This window comes from Streptomyces fradiae, from assembly GCF_041270065.1.
Taxonomy (GTDB): Bacteria; Actinomycetota; Actinomycetes; order Streptomycetales; family Streptomycetaceae; genus Streptomyces.
Genome location: NZ_CP065958.1, coordinates 4,582,683 through 4,600,327, shown reverse-complemented (window position 1 = coordinate 4,600,327; position 17,645 = coordinate 4,582,683). Strand labels below are relative to the sequence as shown.

The 17,645-nt window shown below is 72.2% G+C and carries 18 protein-coding genes; 10 read left to right on the top strand and 8 right to left on the bottom strand.

Annotation, left to right across the window (positions count from 1 at the left end; translation table 11 throughout):
- Positions 1 to 50: 50 nt before the first annotated feature.
- Complete coding sequence (locus JAO84_RS21090) at positions 51 to 425, bottom strand: STAS domain-containing protein (RefSeq protein WP_370414278.1); 375 nt, start codon at positions 423 to 425, stop codon at positions 51 to 53.
- 266 nt (positions 426 to 691) lie between these two features.
- On the opposite strand from JAO84_RS21090, the gene JAO84_RS21085 reads away from it, so the two are divergent.
- Complete coding sequence (locus JAO84_RS21085; RefSeq protein ID WP_370414277.1) at positions 692 to 1,282, top strand: sigma-70 family RNA polymerase sigma factor; 591 nt, start codon at positions 692 to 694, stop codon at positions 1,280 to 1,282.
- Positions 1,279 to 2,586, top strand: coding sequence for a zf-HC2 domain-containing protein (locus tag JAO84_RS21080; RefSeq protein WP_370414276.1), 1,308 nt, complete (start codon positions 1,279 to 1,281; stop codon positions 2,584 to 2,586). The genes JAO84_RS21085 and JAO84_RS21080 overlap by 4 nt, the downstream gene beginning before the upstream one ends.
- Positions 2,587 to 2,606: 20 nt before the next feature.
- On the opposite strand, the gene purU is transcribed toward JAO84_RS21080, so the two are convergent.
- Both purU and JAO84_RS21070 read right to left on the bottom strand, forming a co-directional pair.
- Positions 2,607 to 3,458, bottom strand: a complete 852-nt coding sequence (gene purU / locus JAO84_RS21075; RefSeq protein ID WP_265863859.1) for a formyltetrahydrofolate deformylase — start codon at positions 3,456 to 3,458, stop codon at positions 2,607 to 2,609.
- 61 nt (positions 3,459 to 3,519) lie between these two features.
- A complete protein-coding gene (locus JAO84_RS21070) occupies positions 3,520 to 3,966 on the bottom strand; it encodes a hypothetical protein (protein WP_265864068.1) in 447 nt (148 codons plus the stop codon).
- A 181-nt stretch (positions 3,967 to 4,147) separates the two neighbouring features.
- On the opposite strand from JAO84_RS21070, the gene JAO84_RS21065 reads away from it, so the two are divergent.
- The gene (locus tag JAO84_RS21065; RefSeq protein ID WP_370416826.1) at positions 4,148 to 5,419 is read left to right on the top strand and encodes an ABC transporter substrate-binding protein; all 1,272 of its coding nucleotides are present in this window, start codon (positions 4,148 to 4,150) and stop codon (positions 5,417 to 5,419) included.
- Positions 5,420 to 5,453: 34 nt separating this feature from the next.
- Here the strand turns inward: JAO84_RS21065 and JAO84_RS21060 are convergent, their stop codons facing one another.
- A complete protein-coding gene (locus JAO84_RS21060) occupies positions 5,454 to 6,683 on the bottom strand; it encodes a hypothetical protein (protein WP_370414275.1) in 1,230 nt (409 codons plus the stop codon).
- 139 nt (positions 6,684 to 6,822) lie between these two features.
- Positions 6,823 to 8,205, bottom strand: coding sequence for a transcriptional regulator (locus tag JAO84_RS21055; RefSeq protein ID WP_370414274.1), 1,383 nt, complete (start codon positions 8,203 to 8,205; stop codon positions 6,823 to 6,825).
- A 321-nt stretch (positions 8,206 to 8,526) separates the two neighbouring features.
- Between JAO84_RS21055 and JAO84_RS21050 the strand changes: the two genes are divergently transcribed.
- From JAO84_RS21050 to JAO84_RS21035, 4 genes are all read left to right on the top strand, one after another.
- Entirely contained in the window at positions 8,527 to 9,192 is a 666-nt protein-coding gene (locus JAO84_RS21050; protein ID WP_265863856.1) for a bifunctional DNA primase/polymerase, read from the top strand.
- A gap of 191 nt (positions 9,193 to 9,383) precedes the next feature.
- The gene (locus JAO84_RS21045; RefSeq protein ID WP_265863855.1) at positions 9,384 to 10,229 is read left to right on the top strand and encodes an ABC transporter ATP-binding protein; all 846 of its coding nucleotides are present in this window, start codon (positions 9,384 to 9,386) and stop codon (positions 10,227 to 10,229) included.
- Complete coding sequence (locus tag JAO84_RS21040; RefSeq protein WP_370414273.1) at positions 10,226 to 11,860, top strand: transporter; 1,635 nt, start codon at positions 10,226 to 10,228, stop codon at positions 11,858 to 11,860. Before JAO84_RS21045 ends, JAO84_RS21040 begins: the two co-directional genes overlap by 4 nt.
- 427 nt (positions 11,861 to 12,287) lie before the next feature.
- Complete coding sequence (locus JAO84_RS21035; protein ID WP_370414272.1) at positions 12,288 to 12,758, top strand: subtilase-type protease inhibitor; 471 nt, start codon at positions 12,288 to 12,290, stop codon at positions 12,756 to 12,758.
- Between the two features lie 26 nt (positions 12,759 to 12,784).
- Here the strand turns inward: JAO84_RS21035 and JAO84_RS21030 are convergent, their stop codons facing one another.
- A complete protein-coding gene (locus tag JAO84_RS21030) occupies positions 12,785 to 13,084 on the bottom strand; it encodes a hypothetical protein (RefSeq protein ID WP_370414271.1) in 300 nt (99 codons plus the stop codon).
- A 202-nt stretch (positions 13,085 to 13,286) separates the two neighbouring features.
- Here JAO84_RS21030 and JAO84_RS21025 point away from each other — a divergent pair, with 202 nt between their 5' ends.
- The 3 genes from JAO84_RS21025 to JAO84_RS21015 all read left to right on the top strand — a co-directional run bounded on the left by JAO84_RS21025 (position 13,287) and on the right by JAO84_RS21015 (position 15,663).
- Positions 13,287 to 14,105, top strand: a complete 819-nt coding sequence (locus tag JAO84_RS21025) for a helix-turn-helix domain-containing protein (RefSeq protein ID WP_370414270.1) — start codon at positions 13,287 to 13,289, stop codon at positions 14,103 to 14,105.
- The gene (locus JAO84_RS21020; protein WP_370414269.1) at positions 14,102 to 14,341 is read left to right on the top strand and encodes a DUF397 domain-containing protein; all 240 of its coding nucleotides are present in this window, start codon (positions 14,102 to 14,104) and stop codon (positions 14,339 to 14,341) included. The genes JAO84_RS21025 and JAO84_RS21020 overlap by 4 nt, the downstream gene beginning before the upstream one ends.
- Before the next feature lie 92 nt (positions 14,342 to 14,433).
- A complete protein-coding gene (locus tag JAO84_RS21015) occupies positions 14,434 to 15,663 on the top strand; it encodes a hypothetical protein (RefSeq protein WP_370414268.1) in 1,230 nt (409 codons plus the stop codon).
- 55 nt (positions 15,664 to 15,718) lie between these two features.
- On the opposite strand, the gene JAO84_RS21010 is transcribed toward JAO84_RS21015, so the two are convergent.
- Positions 15,719 to 16,654, bottom strand: a complete 936-nt coding sequence (locus JAO84_RS21010; protein ID WP_370414267.1) for a GNAT family N-acetyltransferase — start codon at positions 16,652 to 16,654, stop codon at positions 15,719 to 15,721.
- A gap of 82 nt (positions 16,655 to 16,736) precedes the next feature.
- A complete protein-coding gene (locus tag JAO84_RS21005) occupies positions 16,737 to 17,621 on the bottom strand; it encodes a N,N-dimethylformamidase beta subunit family domain-containing protein (protein WP_370414266.1) in 885 nt (294 codons plus the stop codon).
- Between the last annotated feature and the right edge of the window lie 24 nt (positions 17,622 to 17,645).

Genomic DNA, 17,645 nt, shown 5'->3' with positions numbered 1-17,645 from the left:
GATCTACGATCGGGTCGACTTTCCGCATTTCCGTACGACTTCAGGAGGATTCACGCCGACAGGGGCGCGGCCGTGTCGTCGAGGGCGGCGGGGACGTCCGCGTACACCTCGAAGAGGCGGCGGACGCCGAGCGCGGCGAGGACGCGGTTGACGTGAGCGCCGTCCTCCGCGCCGCGGGCGGGCAGGATCAGCCGGAGCCGGCCGCCGCAGGAGCGCATCAGGCGGCGGGCGGCGACGAGCACGCCGACGCCGCTGGAGTCGCAGAAGCGGACCGCGGAGAGGTCGAGGACCACGTCGTGGCGGCCGCCCGCGACCGCGTCGTGGAGCCGTCTGCGGATCAGCGGCGAGGTCACGAGGTCGAGCTCCCCGCTGATCCGCAGCACGGTCCATGGTTCCTGCCGGTCCTCGTCGACCTGGATCGTCACGGGCGGCGCCTTTCAGACGTGGGGGGAATCACCGGAGCGATCACCGGTCTTCACCGAGGGCGATCAGAGGGCGATCAAACGGAGGGGTGCCTTCCTGTCTCCTCCCGCTGCCCCCGCACACCGCTCCGAAACCCCCGGATCCAGGGTTGTCGCTTTCCTTACCATCCGCCGGGCCCGTCAAGAGGGCACTTGCCGCAAACCATCGTGTCCGGCGTCTCCGCGCATTACTTTGGAGTTCTGAAGTCGGGTCGGGAAGGTGTCGGAGCATGGCGACGAAGGACACACCGCCGCGCTGGGACCGCAGGATGCAGCAGCGTCTTGCGCGCGGCGAGGCCGCGGCGCTCGGCGAGTTCTACGACCGCTTCGCCTCGCTCGTGCACAGCCTGGCCCACCGGGTCCTCGACGACGACGAGGCCGCCGACCAGGTCACCCGCGAGGTCTTCGGCTACATCTGGGAGAACCCCGACGCCTACGACCCCAAGCAGGGCAACATGCGCGCCTGGGTCGCCCGGCTCGCCCAGCGGCAGGCCGTCCACCGGCTGCGCCAGGCCGAGGCGCTGGCCTTCGCGGAGAGCGGCGAGGGCACGGCGGAGGAGCTGGAGCAGAAGGTGCGCCGGGCCTCGGTCGCGGCCCGCGCCGACTACATCGTGACCTCGATGCCGACGCCGTTGCGGCAGGCGCTCGAACTGGCGTATTTCCAGCGCCGCGACTACCGGCAGACCGCGGCCGACCTCGGCGTCACCGAGGACGAGGCGCGGCGCCGGCTGCGGCTCGGGCTGCAGCTGCTCTCCACCGCCAACACCCGCCCGCTGGAGGGCTCGCCGCCCGGCGGCGGCGGTTACGGACGGACGCCGTGAGCGGGGCGAACGACGACCCCGAGGAGGTCGCACGCGCTCCGTGGATACCGGGCCCGCGCCGGTCGGCGGACGACCACGCGGACCTGACGTCGCCGTTCGGCGGGCCGTACGAGGAGCCGGAGGGGTACGGGGCGGAGCCCGAGCCCGAGCGGCAGGAGCCGCCGGAGGCCCCGGAGCCCGAACCCGCCCCCGAGCCCGCGCTCGAACTGCCGCACCGCGTGCTGAAGTCGCTGCTCGGCGCGTGGGCGCTCTCCGCCTGCTCGGCCGCCGAGACCCGGGCCGTCGAGGACCACCTCACCGAGTGCGCCCCGTGCGCGGAGGAGGCGCTGCGGCTGCGCGACGCGGTCGGGCTGCTGCACGCCGAGCGCGATCTGGACCTCGACCCGCTGCTGCGCTCGCGGGTCCTGGAGAACTGTCTGGGCCGCCGTCCGGCCCGTATCCCCGTACCGGCGTGGGCGACTCCGTACGACGCGGAGACCGCCCGGCTCGACGCGCTGCTCCGCGACATCGGCGAGTCGGAGTGGCACGCGCCGGTGCGGCTGCGGTGGTTCGAGGGCGAGCGGGCGGTGAACCGGAAGACCACGGTGGCCGGGGTGATCGGGCACCTGCTCGCCGTGGACGGTCTGGTGGCGGCCTCGCTCGGCCTGGATGACCCGCTGGGGAAGGGGATCGGCGAGCTGGCGCCGGCCGAGCGGACGGAGACGTACTGGAAGACCGCGCACCTGCCGCCGACCCGCGCGATCCGCGAGCCGTGGCGGGAGCAGAGCCACACCCTGATCCGGACGGTGTCCTTCGCCGGGCGCGGGGTGGCGGACCTCACGGTCACCTACGGGGACTTCGCGCTGCCGCTGCAGGACTCGCTCCTGGAGCGGGCCTTCGAGTGCTGGCGGCACGCGGAGGACATCGCGAACGCGGTGGCCTATCCGTACGACCCGCCGAGCGGCAGCCATCTGCACGGCATGATCGACCTGGCCGCCCGGCTCCTCCCGGCGGCCCTCGCCGACCGCCGCCGCACCGGCCTCGCGGGCCCGCCCCGCGAGCTCGTCACGGCCGGCGCTCCCGGCCGCTCGGTGCATCTGGAGATCGAGGGCGCGGGCGGCGGCCACTGGTACATCGCCCTGGACTCCCCCGCCGCCCTCGGCTCCCCGGACCACACCGTGGCCCAGGTCGCCATGGACGGCGTCGAGTTCTGCCAGCTCATCGCCGGCCAGGTCCCGCCGCAGGACGCGGCCGCGGGCCAGGACGGCGACCGCGAGGCGATCCGCGACGTCCTGTTCGCGGCGGCCTCACTGAGCCGGATGTAGCGGGCGCAGCCCTCCGGGGCCTACGCGAAGACGACCGTCCGGCGCCCGTTCAGCAGGATCCTCCGCTCCGCGTGCCACTTCACGGCCCGCGCCAGCGCCTGGCACTCCACGTCGCGGCCGATCGCGACGAGCTGGTCGGGGGTCACCTCGTGGCCGACGCGCTCGACCTCCTGCTCGATGATCGGGCCCTCGTCGAGGTCGGCCGTCACGTAGTGCGCGGTGGCGCCGATGAGCTTCACGCCGCGCGCGTGCGCCTGGTGGTAGGGCTTGGCGCCCTTGAAGCTGGGGAGGAAGGAGTGGTGGATGTTGATGATCCGGCCGGAGAGCTGCTTGCACAGGTCGTCGGAGAGGACCTGCATGTAGCGGGCCAGGACGACCAGCTCCACGTTCTCCTCGCGGACCAGCTCCAGAAGCTCCGCCTCCGCCTCCGCCTTGGTGTCCTTGGTGACCGGAATGTGGCGGAACGGAATGTCGTACGAGCCCACCAGCTCGGCGAAGTCGGTGTGGTTGGACACCACCGCGACGATCTCGACCGGCAGCGCGCCGATCGAGGAGCGGAACAGCAGGTCGTTCAGGCAGTGCCCGAACTTCGACACCATCAGGACGACGCGCATCCGCTCGTCGGCCCGGTCGATGTGCCAGTCCATCCCGAAGGAGTCGCCCACGGCCGCGAAGCTCGCCCGCAGCTTGTCCACCGTGACCGGCGCCTCGGCGGAGAAGTGGACCCGCATGAAGAAGAGACCGGTGTCACGGTCTCCGAACTGCTGGCTGTCCTCGATGTTGCAGCCGGTGATGAAGAGGTAGCTCGACACGGCGTGCACGATGCCCTGTTTGTCGGGGCAGGAGAGGGTGAGGACGTACTGGTCGGTCATCCGCCTAGCCTGCCACAGACGGGCGGACCCCCCGGGCCACGTCCGTCAGGCGGAACGCCGGTCACGCCGCCCGCGTGATGATCCGCAGCACTTCCAGCGAGCGCGGCGGCTCGTCCGGGTCCTCCCCGTCCGCCGTCGCCATCCGTACATGCGCCTCCCGCGCCGCCCGGACCGCCTCCGGCCAGGCGTGGTGCTCCATGAACGCGGACACATGGGCGTCCGCGCCCACCTGGTGCATGATGCGCAGCACCCGCAGCACGGCCACGTCGACGAGGGCGGCCTCGCCGGAGTCGCGGAAGATCGTCCCCACGTACTTCTCTGCTGACCAGCTGTCCAGCCAGGTGTCCTCGACGAGGCGGTAGACGGCGTCGGTGACGTCGCCGTACCCGTCCTGGCCGGCCAGCCAGGTCGTCTCGTGGAAGCCCGGGTCCGAGAGCATGTGCAGCGCGGAGCGCACATTGGCGCGCCAGCGCCACCACGGCATGTCGTTGAGCGGCATGCCGCCCATGGTGGAGGAGCGACGGCCGCGACGGGAAGAGTTCATGGAAGGGGAGGTGCTACCGGACACCGTTCGATCGTACGTTCCCGCGCATCCGGGATCGAGCGACCCCCGTAATTCACCTTCACGTCACCCCGCGTTGATGCTCGCTCACTGCCGCGTTACCCGTGGGGCGGAATTGTGCATGCCCATGACCGGTAGGCGACTTACTTCCCTTCTCGCGTACGTCACGACAGCGGCGGCCGCAGCGTCGCTGCTCACCGGCTGCGGCGTACTCCCTGGAGCCACGGGGGGCTCCAGGGAGCCCGTCACCGTCATGACCTGGGCTCCCGACCAGACCCGCGCCACCAATATGCCCGGAATGCCCGCCATGGCCCAGGCCTACGCCCGCTGGGTCAACGCCAACGGCGGCCTCGACGGGCACGAACTCCGCGTCCTGACCTGCAACGATCAGAACACCAACGCGGGCGCCGCCGCCTGCGCCCGCCGCGCCGTCCACGAGGGCGCGGTCGCCGTCGTCGGCTCGTACAGCCAGTTCGGGCGCTCCTTCATGGCCCCGCTGGAGTCGGCGGGCATCCCGTACATCGGCGGCTACGGCATCTCCGAGGACGAGTTCACCAGCTCCCTCTCCTACCCCGTGAACGGCGGCCAGGCCTCGCTCCTCGCCGGGCACGGCATGCAGCTCGCCGAGAGCTGCCGCAAGGTCTCCCTCGTCCGCCCCGACAACATCGCCGGCGACCGGCTGCTCAACCTGCTGAACTCCGGCCTCCGCAAGGCCAGTCACCACGGCGCGGTGGACATCCCGGCGCGCGAGGACTCCGCCGAGTACACCGAACCGGCCGCCCGCGCCCGTACGAAGGCCGGCTCCGACGAGGGCTGCGTCACCGCCGTCCTCGGCGAACGCACCCAGACCTTCTTCGACTCGTTCCGCCGGCTGCCCGAGCCCTCCGCGAAGAAGGACGCCGACGCCACCGACGTCCGGATCTCCTCGGTCCTCGGCAGCGTCGGCCAGCCGCTCATCGACCGCTCGGGCGGCGCGCACAGCCCCTTCGAGGGCGCCTACGTCACCGGCTGGTACCCCTCGGCCGACAGCAAGGCCTGGGAGCCGATGCGGGAGGTCATCAAGGAGCACGCCTTCGTCGACAACCGGGTCGACCCGACGGACGCGGGCGTGCAGACCACCTGGATCGCCTACACCGTGCTCAAGCAGGTCGTCGAGTCGCTCGACAGCGACAAGATCAGCTCGCTGCAGATCAGCCACGCCCTCAACCAGGGCGCGAAGATCGACACCGGCGGCCTCACCCCGCCGCTGCGCTGGCGCTACGACGACCTCCTCGGCGCCCGCGACTTCCCCCGGATCGTCAACCACGACGTGACCTTCCAGGTGGTACGGGAAGGTCAGCTGGTGGCGCAGAAGCCCGGCTTCGTCGACGTGGGCGAGACGGTCCTGGCCGCGCCGTAAGGGCCGGGCGCCGGGACCGTCCCCGTCAGCCGTTCTACAGCTGGGTGTAGGTGCGCTTCGTCAGTCCGTACTTGTCGGCGGTCGGGTTCCAGAGCCCGGCCGCCTGCTTCTTGGCGGCCGTGGCCTCCTGGCTCTTCTTGTCGGCCTCGTTGGTCTGGCTGGTGTTGCGGGCGCGGTCGTCCTTGCAGACCTTCTTGTTGCTCTTCGCCTGGTCCGCCCAGAGCGCGTAGTGGTCGTCGGCGGAGGCCGAGGCCTGCCAGGCCTTGACGAGCGCGGCGGACAGGGCCGCATTGTTCGGCAGCTTGTCGATGGTCAGGCCCTGGAGGCGGGTGACCAGTTCGCGCCGCTGCTTGGCCGCGCCGCGCAGATCGCTCGCCGCCCCGTCGAGGTTCTCGCACTTACGGATCGACGCGACGGCGCTGATCACCGCGTCACGGCTGTTGTTGCTGTCCGCGAGGAGCTTGTCGAGCTCCTCGGCCTGGCCCTTGGCCGGATCGGCCGCCGGCTCGCCCGACGGCTGGCCGGACGGCGCGGCGGAGCTCGCAGCGACGTTCTGGTCGCCCTTCCCGGTCGCGTCGTCCTTCTTGTCGTCGTCCCCGCCGCTGAGCAGCATGCCCGCGCCGAGGCCGACCACCGCGCACCCGATGACGACGGCGGCGATCAGCGCGACCGGCGACTTGCGGCGCGGCGGCTCGGGCTCGTCGTCGTAGTAGGCGTCCTGGTAGGCCTGCTGCTGGTACTGCTGCGGAGGCTGAGGGGGCTGCTGGTAGCCGTACCCGGGCTGCTGCTGGTGCTGCGGCGCCGGCGGCTGGTGCGGGTAGCCGTACCCGGGCGCGGGGGCCGGGGCCTGCGGCGGGTTCGGGGTCTCGCTGCGGAAGAGGTTGTCGAAGTCGGCCAGCGGCGGCCGCTCACCCGGTACGGGCGCAGCCGGCGGTACGGGCGCCATGTACTGGGTCGCGGCCTCCTGCGGGGCCTGCGACTGCGGCGGAACCGGCGGCAGGTACTGCGTCGCCTGGTCCTGCTGCACCGGCGCGATGTACTGCGTCGCCTGCGCGTCCGGCCCCGGGTACCCGTACCCCGGCTGCGGGGCCGGGGGCTGCTGCGGATAGCCGTACGCCGCGGGCTGGGCCGGCGGCTGTTGCGGCGGGACCGGCGGCAGGTACTGCGTGGCCTGGGCGTCCGAGGGGCCACCAGGGGTCACCTCAGGGGGGAGGGGCTGAGCGGCCGGATAGTGCTGCTCCGGCCCCTGTCCGCTGTGCGTCACCGGGACTCCTACTGATGGACCTACGAAATCGTCGGTTCACGCTACCGGGTGCGCCAAGGCGTCCGCACACACGTGTGACAGAGGTGTGACGTTCACCGCTCCGCCACCCCGCCACCCCCGCCGCCGCCCTCGCCGACCGTCACGCCGCGTGCAGATCGAGCCGCGCACCGAACTCGCGGACCGCCGCCTCCGCCGCGTACGGCTCAAGGCGGTCGCGGAGGTCGCCCAGGTACTCGATGCCCCGGCTGGACCGCAGGGTTCCGAGGAGTTCCAGGGCCCGGGCACCGGTCTGGCAGGCCTCCTCGACCTCGCGCTGCTGGACCTGGGCGGCGGCGAGCAGGGCGAGCCCGATCGCCCGGCGGCGGGCCCGCGACGCGGGGTGCCCGGCGAGCGAGCGCTCGGCCGCGCGGGCCGCCTCGTGCGCCTGCCCCAGGTCGCGGTGGCAGTGCGCCAGCTCGTCCGCCAGATAGGCCTCGTCGAAGTGGGCGATCCAGACCGGGTCGTCGCCCGACTCCGGATCGGCCCGGTCCAGGGCCTCCTCGGCGCGCGCCGCGACGTGCGCGAAGGAGCGGGCGTCGCCGAGCAGCGCGTGCCCGCGCCCCTCCGCCGCCAGGAACATCGCCTCCGCGCGCGGCGGCACCTGCCCCCGGGCGCCCTCCTGCGCGGCCCGGGCGAGCTGCGCGATCTCGCGCGGGTTGCCGAGCTGGGCGGCGAGGTGGCTCATGGACGCGGCGAGCACGTAACCGCCGTACGCCCGGTCACCGGCGGCCTGCGCGAGCCGCAGGGCCTGGATGTAGTAGCGCTGGGCGAGCCCGGCCTGCCCGGTGTCCACGGCCATGTAGCCGGCCAGCTCGGTCAGCCGCGCGGCCGCCGCGAACAACTCGCGCCCCACCGCCTCCCGGTAGGAGCCGGACAGCATCCCGGACACCACGCTGTTGAGGTAGTGGACGAGCACCGGCCGCACGTGCCCGCTGCCGAACTGCCGGTCCAGGTCGACAAGGGCGCTCGTCATCGCCCGGACCGCCGCGACGTCCGAGGCGCCGACCCGCGCCCCGGCGTGCCGCGCGACCTGCGGATCGGCGCCGGTGATCAGCCAGTCGCGGCTGGGCTCGACGAGCGCGGACGCGGCGACCGTGGACCCGGACAGGAAGTCCCGCCGCCCCACGTCGCTCCGCCACAGCTCGCAGACCTGCTCGATCGCCCCGAGCACGGTCGGCGCGAACTGCAGACCGACCCCCGAGGCGAGATTGCGCCCGTTGGCCATCCCCACCTCGTCGATGGTGACCGTCCGCCCGAGCTTGCGGCCGAGGGCCTCGGCGATGATGCCGGGCGCCCGGCCGCGCGGCTGCTGCCCGCGCAGCCAGCGCGCCACGGAGGTCTTGTCGTACCGCAGGTCGAGGCCGCGCTCCGCGCCGACCATGTTGACCCTGCGGGCGAGGCCGGCGTTGGAGCACCCGGCCTCCTGGATGAGCGCCTGCAGCCGTTCGTTGGGCTGGCGGGCGACGAGTGGCCTGGCTGCCATGGTGAACCCCCTGAGGCCGGTGCGGTGATCGGCTCCGGCCCTTGAGCGCGGTGACGGAACGGCTGATCACTGCCCGGCGGATATCCGGTCAATGCCGATGTGAACACGCGAAACCGGACACGCCGGTCGACACGACCGCACAGCGGCCCGGCGCCGACGCCCCCCGTCCCCTTCCGTACCCGCCCGCCGCTCCCCGGTCCCACGCGCGCCCCCGCCCGTGCACCTGTGCGCCCCGCATGCAGGATCGATGCGCCACACCGCTGTCCACGACGCCCGTAACCCCAGGTGACGTGGGGAGTTGTCTTCGACGTGGAAGAGACCATGGGAGTCACGGAAGCCGCACAGATCCCCAAGCAGCGGGGCGAGCTGCTGCTGGACAACGCGGTGCGGTACGCGGAAGAGCGGCACTGGGACGTGTTCCCCGGGACCTGGCTGGAGGCGGTCGAGGGCAGGGAGCGGTGCTCCTGCGGCGCGGAGGACTGCCCGGCGCCGGGCGCGCACGCGGCCCGTCCCGACTGGTCGACGCAGGCGACGGGCAGCGCCGTGGGGGCGCGGCGGATGTGGTCGAAGCAGCCGAAGGCGTCGATCCTGCTGCCCACCGGCCGTACCTTCGACGCGATCGAGGTGCCCGAGTCGGCCGGCTTCCTCGCCCTGGCCCGGATGGAGCGGATGGAGCTGACGCTCGGCCCGGTGACCTGCACGCCGGACCGCCGGATGTACTTCTTCGTGCTGCCGGGCGCGGCGGTGAAGGTACCGGACCTGGTGCGGAAGCTGGGCTGGGTGCCGTCCTCGATCGATCTCACCACCCGCGGCGAGGGTTTCTACGTGGCCGCCCCGCCCACCCGCGTCGGCGGGTCGGGCGCGGTGCAGTGGGCCCGCAAGCCCACGCCGGCCAACCGCTGGCTGCCGGACGCGGAGGAGCTGATCAGCCCGCTCGCGTACGCGTGCGGCCGAGAGGCCGCGGACACCCGGACGCGCCGGTCCTAGAGCCGGGCGCGCCGGTCCTGGAGTCGGTCCCGGGACCGGAGGCGTCCGGACGGACCTCGGCGGGCGGTCCGTTGCCCGGTTCCGGCAATGTCCGGGGCGGGTCATGGCCGCGTCCTGGCCATGTGGCGCGATCGCGTTCAGCCGTAAGGTGGTTTCCGACTACACGGGGACAACCGAAGGGTTGACGCAGCATGGTGCCTGACCAGGCATTCGAGGGAGAGTTCGCGGCGGCGGGCGGTGCACCGGAACACGGTGCGCCGCCCGCTGTACATGTCGAGGGGCTCTGGAAGCGTTTCGGACAGCAGATCGCGGTCAACGGCATCGATCTCGTCCTGCCGGCAGGCAAGTTCATCGGTCTCGTCGGCCCGAACGGCGCCGGCAAGACCACCACCCTGTCGATGATCACCGGTCTGCTGCGGCCCGACGCCGGACGGATCCGGGTGGCCGGCCACGACGTGTGGGCCGACCCCGAGTCCGTCGCCCAGGTGAAGGCCCGGATCGGCATCCTGCCCGAGGGCCTGCGGCTCTTCGAGCGCCTCTCGGGCCGTGAACTCCTCGCGTACAGCGGCCGGCTGCGGGGGCTGCCGGGCGCCGAGGTCGACAAGCGGGCGACCCAGCTGCTCGACGTGCTCGACCTGGCCGGCGCGCAGCACAAGCTGGTCGTGGACTACTCGACGGGCATGCGCAAGAAGATCGGTCTCGCGGCGGCGCTGCTCCACAACCCGGAAGTGCTGTTCCTGGACGAGCCGTTCGAGGGCGTCGACCCGGTGTCGGCGCAGACCATCCGCGGTGTCCTGGAGCGCTACACCTCCTCCGGCGCCACCGTCGTCTTCTCCAGCCACGTCATGGAGCTGGTGGAGTCGCTGTGCGACTGGGTGGCCGTGATGGCCGCCGGCCAGATCCGCGCGCAGGGCCCGCTGGAGCGGGTACGGGGCGAGGCGCCGTCGCTGCAGGCCGCGTTCCTCGAACTGGTCGGCGCGAACGGGCGGGACGCCGGCGAGTCGCTGGACTGGCTGGGCGGCGGTTCGGCCCGATGAGCACCACCGCCACCGGCGCGGCGACCCCCGTGGCCGTACCGTCGCTGACCTCGGTCTTCGTACGGCTCAAGCTGTCGCTCCTGAAGAACGGCCTGAAGCAGTCGGGCGGCCGGACCGCCGCCTATGTCGCGTCGATCGTCGTGTCGGCGCTCTTCGCCGCCGGCATGACGCTCGCCTTCCTGCTGCTGCGCGGCAGCGCCGACGCCGCCCTCGTGACGGTGCTGATCGCGGGCGTGCTCGCGCTGTCCTGGACGTTCATGCCGCTGTTCGTGCCGAGCGGCGACGAGACCCTCGACCCCTCGCGCCTGACGATGCTGCCGCTGCGGCCGCAGCCGCTCGTCCGCGCGCTCCTCGTGGCCTCGCTGGTCGGCGTCGGCCCGGTCCTCACCCTGTGCCTCGCGGTCGGCTCGGCCCTCGCGCTCGCGCACGGCCCGGCCGGCGTGATCGTCGCCGTGCTCGCCGTACCGCTGCTCGTCCTCGGCTGCGTGGCGCTCTCGCGGTCCGTCGCAGCGGCGAACGTACGCCTCCTCACCTCCCGCAAGGGCCGCGACCTGGCCGTGCTCTCCGGCCTGGTCATCGCGGTCGGCATGCAGCTGGTCAACTTCGGCGCCCAGCGGCTCAGCCGGGCGGGCGGCCTGTCCAGCCTCGAACCGGCCGCCGAGTTCGTCGGCTGGCTGCCGCCCGCGTCCGCGATCTCCGCGATCGACGCGGCGAGCACCGGCGACTACGCGGTCGCCGCCGCCAAGCTGCTCCTCTCGGCCGCGGCCCTGGCCGGCCTCGTGTACTGGTGGCAGCGCTCGCTGGTCCGCCTGATGGTCGAGCCGGACGGCTCCACCATCGGCGCCGCCGCCGACTCCGCCAAGGACAAGTCCGCCTCGTCCGGCCTGCTCGGCCGCATCCTGCCCGGCGGACGCACCGGCACGGTCATGGAACGCAGCCTGCGCTACGTCTGGCGCGACCCGAAGACCAAGGGCGCATGGGTGACCTCGCTGGCGATCGGCCTGATCGTCCCGCTCTTCAACGCCATGCAGGGCACCGGCTCGCTGTACTTCGCCTGCTTCGCCACCGGCATGCTCGGCGTGCAGATGTACAACCAGTTCGGCCAGGACACCTCCGCCTTCTGGATGGTCGCCCAGACCATCTCGACGCCCGCCGACGCGTACGCCGAACTCCGCGCCCGAGCCCTGGCCATACTGATGGTCACCCTGCCGTACACGCTCCTCGTGGTCGTCGCCACCGCCGCCGTCCTCGGCGACTGGGGCTCCTTCCCCGAGGCGCTCGGCACGGCGCTCGCACTGCTCGGCGCGATGATGGCGACGGGCGCGTTCGCCTCGGCGAACTTCCCGTACTCGATCCCCCAGGACAGCGCGTACAAGAACGTCGCGCCCGGGCAGGGCGGCCTCGCCTGGATCTCCATCTTCGGCGGCATGATCGCGGGCGCGATGCTCTGCGCCCCGGTCATCGTCGCCAACGTCGTCCTCCACCTCACGGACCAGGAGTCCCTCCTCTGGCTCCTCCTCCCGGGCGGCCTGCTGTACGGCGCGCTGCTCGTCTGGGGCGGCCTGAAGCTGGCGGCCCCGCGGGTGGCGAGCCGGCTGCCGGAGATCCTGGCGGCGGTGAGCAAGGGCTGAGCCTGTAGCTGGAGCTGTAGCTGGAGCTGTCTGTACGTCGTGGGGCCCGGTCCGGGATGCGGACCGGGCCCCACGGCGTTCCGTGGCCCTCCGCGACCTTCCGCGACCTCCTGAGGGCGGCGGTTCCGGACGATCATGGAAACGGCCGTTTCGGAATCGCCGCAGGTCAGACGATTGTTTCGGCTTGTACGGCCCTGGCGCGCGGCCCGTCCGGAGAGCGGAACACCGCCTCCCAACTGCCCGAACGACCAGTCGGTCGCAGGGCGGGACGACTCGTACACGCGTGCGGCCGGATCCTTGCGACCGGATGTGCGATCACGCTCCGCGTCGACAAGACTCCGGACCGCAGTCGACGAGCACCGCGCCTGACCATCGCGGCCGAACCGTCGACCCGCATCCCCCGATACCCCCGTGAAGGGACAGCCTCGTGCGTTACTTCCGTACCCTCGGCGCGACCGCGTTCGCCACCGCGACCGGCCTCGCCCTGCTCAGCACCGTGTTCACCGGCTCGGCCACCGCCGAACCCGTCTCCGCGGACTCCGCCACGACGCCCGGCCTGTACGCGCCGACGGCCCTGGTCCTCACCGTCGGCCAGGGCGAACACCGCGGCACCGCCACGATCGTCCGCGCGGTCACCCTCGCCTGCTCCCCGACCCCCTCCGGCACCCACCCGGCCCCGGTCGAGGCCTGCCGCGAACTCACCGAGGCGAAGGGCGACTTCACCCGCCTGGGTACGGACGCGGGCTCGCGCCACCGCCCCTGTACGCGCGAGTGGGAACCGGTCACGGTGACCGGCGACGGCGTCTGGCAGGGCAAGCGGGTCCGCTGGACGGCCACGTACGGCAACGGCTGCGAGCTGCGCGCGGCGACGGGCGAGGGCACGGTCTTCGCGTTCTGATCCGGCGGCCGTCCGCACCCCCGCCCCTACGCGAGCGCGCGGACGGCCATCTCGTACAGCAACCCCGGCTCCACGAACGGATCCTCCTCGGTCGGCCGCGACCGCCACCCGAGCGGCCACGTCACCCCGTACAGCGCCGGAATCCCGACAAAGGCCTCCCCGCCGCCGGCGCCCCCGCTCCGGCCCAACGCCCGGGCCGGAGCGGGCCACGCGTGCCCGGCGGCCGCGCCGGGCGGGAGCAGAAAGTAGTGGTACTGCGGCCCCGTCTCGGCGCGCACGATGGGCCCGGCGCGGAAGTCCGTGAACTCCATGAGCCGGTACGCCACGTCCTCCCCGAGAAACCCGGCGATACGGACGGCGTCGAAGTGGACGCCGACGTGACGGAGAGCATGCCCGGTCGCAGGTACCCAATGGGGCAGCGTGTCAAGTGACTTGCGCGAATTCATGCGGTCAGCTTGGTGGCCCCGCTGTACTTGTGACCAGCGCCACAGCGTTGATGTGGCGGACTGTGCACGTGGGAGGCCGGGTGTGAACACAGGCAAGGGCAAGGGCTCAGGGGCCGCGAAGGCGTTCGGGAGGCTGCTGCGCTTCTATCGCGAGCGAGCGAAGGTCTCGATGGAGCGGCTGGGGGCGGAGACCAGCTATTCCAAGTCCCAAGTGGCCATGATCGAGCGGGGAGAGAGGAAAGCGAAGGGCGACTTCGTCGCGATCTCGGACGCCTTCCTGGGTGCACAAGGTGCACTACTGGAGGTCGCGGAGGAGGTGACGGCGAGTGGTGTAGCGGCCTGGTTCGAGGACTACTTGGAGGAGGAGAAGAAGGCGGCGGGCATCCACTGGTACGAGAATCATCTCGTCCCCGGACTGCTCCAGACCCCGGACTACGCGCGGGCCGTCTTCGAGAGTGCCGTCCCGGCGATGGATGCGGACGAGATCGAACCGAGCATCACGGCCCGCATCGAGCGCCAGGCGCTGTTCTTCCGAACGCCTTCACCGGTGGTCACCTTCGTCTTGGAGAAGGCGGCGCTCACCAAGCCGCTCGGCGGCAAGGGCGTTCTTCGCAAGTGCCTGGCGTACGTACGCGAGTGCGCGGACCTGCGCAACGTGAGGATCCAGGTCATGCCGGAGGACCGAGAGACCCACGCCGGGCTCAACGGTCCGTTCATCCTGCTGGAGACCGAGAACCGTAAGAGCCAACTCGTCTATGTCGAAGGACAAGGCGGCAGGTACTTTCTCAGCGAACAGCCGGACGTGGGGGACACCTTCGCTCGCTACAGCGAGCTGCGGGCGCAGGCCCTCACCCCGGAGGACTCCGCACGACTCATCGAACAGGTGGCACGATCGCTATGAGCACCGACCTCAACTGGTTCAAGAGCAGCTACAGCGGCGACCAGCAGGGCGCCTGTGTCGAAGTGGCCTTCGCCTGGACGAAGTCCTCGTACAGCAGCGAGCAGGGCGGCGCCTGCGTCGAGGTCGCCGCCTGCCCCCACGCCGTTCACGTCCGCGACTCCAAGGACACCGTCCTCCCCTCCCTCACCCTCTCCCCCACCGCCTGGGCGGCGTTCGTCGACTCCGCCGCCCGCTGACGCGGGGACGACTCCCGAACGATCAGGAACCGCCGGGCCATAGGCTCGGCGGTTCCTGATCGTTTTCGGTGTCATCGTCCGAGGAGTCGTACGTGATCAAGCTCGCTTCCCCCGTCAGACCGGTCCTCGTCGCCGGCGCGCCGCTCGCCACCGAGGCGGCCGTCGCGCAGGCGATCTACTGGGATCCGGTCGACCAGCTCTGGTACGTGTCGCAGAGCGACGGCACGCCGGGGAACGAGACCCGCGTCATCATTTCGCGGTACACCGTGGACGGGACCCCGAAGGACGCGATGTACCTCGTCAACTCGGGGCACGGGGTGAGCCTGGGCGTCGAGCAGACCCCCACCGGGGTCCACGTCTGGACCGACGCCCTGCCGGACGGCGGCTGGGCGACGGCCCTGGCCCGCGTGCCGTACGTGCCCGGCAGCAACACCCCCGGCACCGAGGTGGACGTCTCCGCCTCGTCCGTCACGACGTTCCGGCCGCGCACCGGTGTCTTCCGGGTCTCGGCGAAGATCGACCCGACTTGTAACGAGCTGATCTACCGCTGGCAGTCGGACGACAAGTCGTCCGGCACCGCCTCCGGCGGCTACGACCGCTACGACCTTGCCGCCGCCGCTGCCGGAACGTTCACTCCGCTGCAGACGGTGGCCTTCGGCCCCTCCGGGAAGACCCTTCAGGGCTACACCAGCCTGGACGGCCACCTGTACCAGTACTACGGCCAGCAGGAGGTCGACAACGCGACCGTGACCTGCACGGACTGGGCGACCGGCGTCCAGCTCCAGTCCGTCCTTCTCAGGGACTTCCCCGGGCTCAACAACCGGGAGCCGGAAGGCCTCTGCACGTACGTGGGCACGCCCGGCGACCCGGTCGGCTCACCCGGCACCGTCGCCTTCGGCATCGCCGCCAAGCCCGCGACCGGGCGGCAGATCAACATCGCGCGCTTCCCGCACGCGGGCACGAACCCGTGGGTGAAGGTCCCGTACGACACCGCGCTCTACCAGCCGAACAGCGCCAACTACGACCCGCAGTACCGGATATCGGGCGACCAGGTGCACGTGCACTTCTCGCTGTCGAAGAAGCCCGTTCCGCCGTCCACCACCGTTCCCGCGTGGGGGCAGACGGAGACGCTGTTCGTGCTGCCGCCGCAGGCCCGGCCGCACCGGACGCAGCGGCTGGTCGGCGTGGTGAGCGGGGGCGCGGTGGACGGGGACACGCAGACCGTGCGGTTCGAGGTGACGACCGACGGCGCGGTGACGCTCTTCGACGAGCGGAACCTGGTCGGCTGGGTCGGCGGCGACTTCTCCTTCTGGCTCTGCTGAGACCGGCAACCCGCGTTCGGGCTGCGGGGCGCGCGTATGGAGCCCGGACGCTGTCCTACAGCGTCAGGCGCCAGTCCTGGCCCACCAGGTCCTGGCCATAGCTGTGGTGTGGCTTCTCCGCGACGAGCTCGAAGCCGGCCCGGGTGTAGATCTTGCGCGCGGCGGAGAGCACGTCGTTGGTCCACAGCACCAGCTCGCGGTAGCCGGCCTCCCGCGCGAACTGGATGCAGGTATGGACGAGTCGGTCCCCGAGCCCGTATCCGCGCGCCGCCGGGTCCAGCAGGAGCAGCCGCAGCCGGGCGGTGTCCGGAGCCGCGTCCCGTACGCACATCACGCTGCCGACCGGTCTGCCGTCCAGCTCGGCGATCCACACCCGCTCAAGGAGCGGGTCATGGTCCTCGGCGAAGTCGGCAACGATCCGCGCGACCAGGGCCTCGAAGTCGGCGTCCCAGCCGAACTCCTCGGCGTACAGCGCCCCGTGCGCCTGGACGATCCACCCCAGCTCCCCGGGGGCCGGCTCGCGCAGCCGGATCTCCGACCGGGCGGGCGGGCCGGTGAGCGTGGCGCGCACCGTGCGCAGCGCCTCGGTCAGATTCCGGATCCTGACCCCGCCGCAGCCGCGCAGCAGGTCGGAAACGGCCTCCTTGGACCGCTCGTCCAGCTCGGCCGCCGCGGCCCGCCCGGCCTCGGTCAGCCGGACCTGATGGTGGCGCGCGTCGTCGGCGTACCGCTCCCGGGTGATCAGCCCCTGCTCCTCGAACCGGCCGAGCATCCGGCTCAGGTGCGACGCCGCGAGCCCCAGGTCCTTGCGGATGCTCTGGACGTGGGTGCGGTCGCGGCGCGCGAGCTCGTAGAGGACCCGCGCCTCGGTGAGGGAGTACGGGGTGCGGAGCTTCTCCGGGTAGTCCAGCGCGCCGATGAGCCGGGTGTACACGCGGTTGAACTCCCGCACCTCGGACACCGCCGCCTCGATGTCGTCCAGGCCGCTCATGGTTCCACCCTCTTCCCCACGAAATTACTTGACCCAATACTTGCTCCGAGTCAAGCATTTCGCAAACGACAGGTGCGCCGACTCACGAGGGCGCGGTGGCGCGGCGCCCGGCCGGCAGCACACCGTCGAGCAGCGCGGCGGCCTGCCGGCGGGCCTCCGGGTCGATGTGGCCGGGCTCGGACAGGGCCAGCGGGCGGCGCAGCGCCACGGATCCGGGGACGGCGGCCGAGCGGACGGCGGCCGAGGAGTGGACGACGGCGCGGTGGCGGCGCGGGTCGACCCGGCGGGCCCGTACGTCCTCCTCGGTGGCGTACGTGACGTCGTAACCGGCCTCCTCCAGCCAGCGGTACGCGCTGACCTCGGCGCCGAAGGCCGCGGGCATGCCGAGGCCGGGGTGGGGGCGCAGGCCCGGGTAGGCGAGGGGGACGACGGCGAGGACGTCGGAGCGGCGGGCGGGTTCGCGGACGACGAAGGGGGCGTAGGCGCGGTAGCCGTCGGCCGTGAGGACGGCGAGGAAGACGCCGGACACCCAGGTGCCGGGGACGGGCAGCCGCCAGGGGCGGTCGACGGGGACCTCGGCGGCCGTGTGGAGGAGGCGGGAGCGCTCGCCGCCGTAGAACCCGAAGCGGTGGATCTCGATCTCGCAGGTACGGGCGGTACGAGCGGTGGTCGCCGCCGACAGGTGGAGGGTGAGGGTCTCGCCGGGCGCGACGGACGCGGAGGCGGGGCGGCCCTGGATCTGGGGCCGGCGGAGGTCCACGCCGCGGGTCTCCTTGGCGCCGATGACCCAGCGGCCGGAGCCGGGATTCCGGTTCTCCCGTACGACGGGATTGTCGCCGGTGCGGGGCGCGGGGCCGGCAGCGGCGGCGGCCGGCCCGGACGTCATCGCGGCGGACGCGGCGCCCGCCGCGCCCGCCGCGATCAGCACGGTACGGCGGGTGGGCCCCACCGGAGGTCTGCTTGTCATAAAACGATCATCGTATGGGCGTGG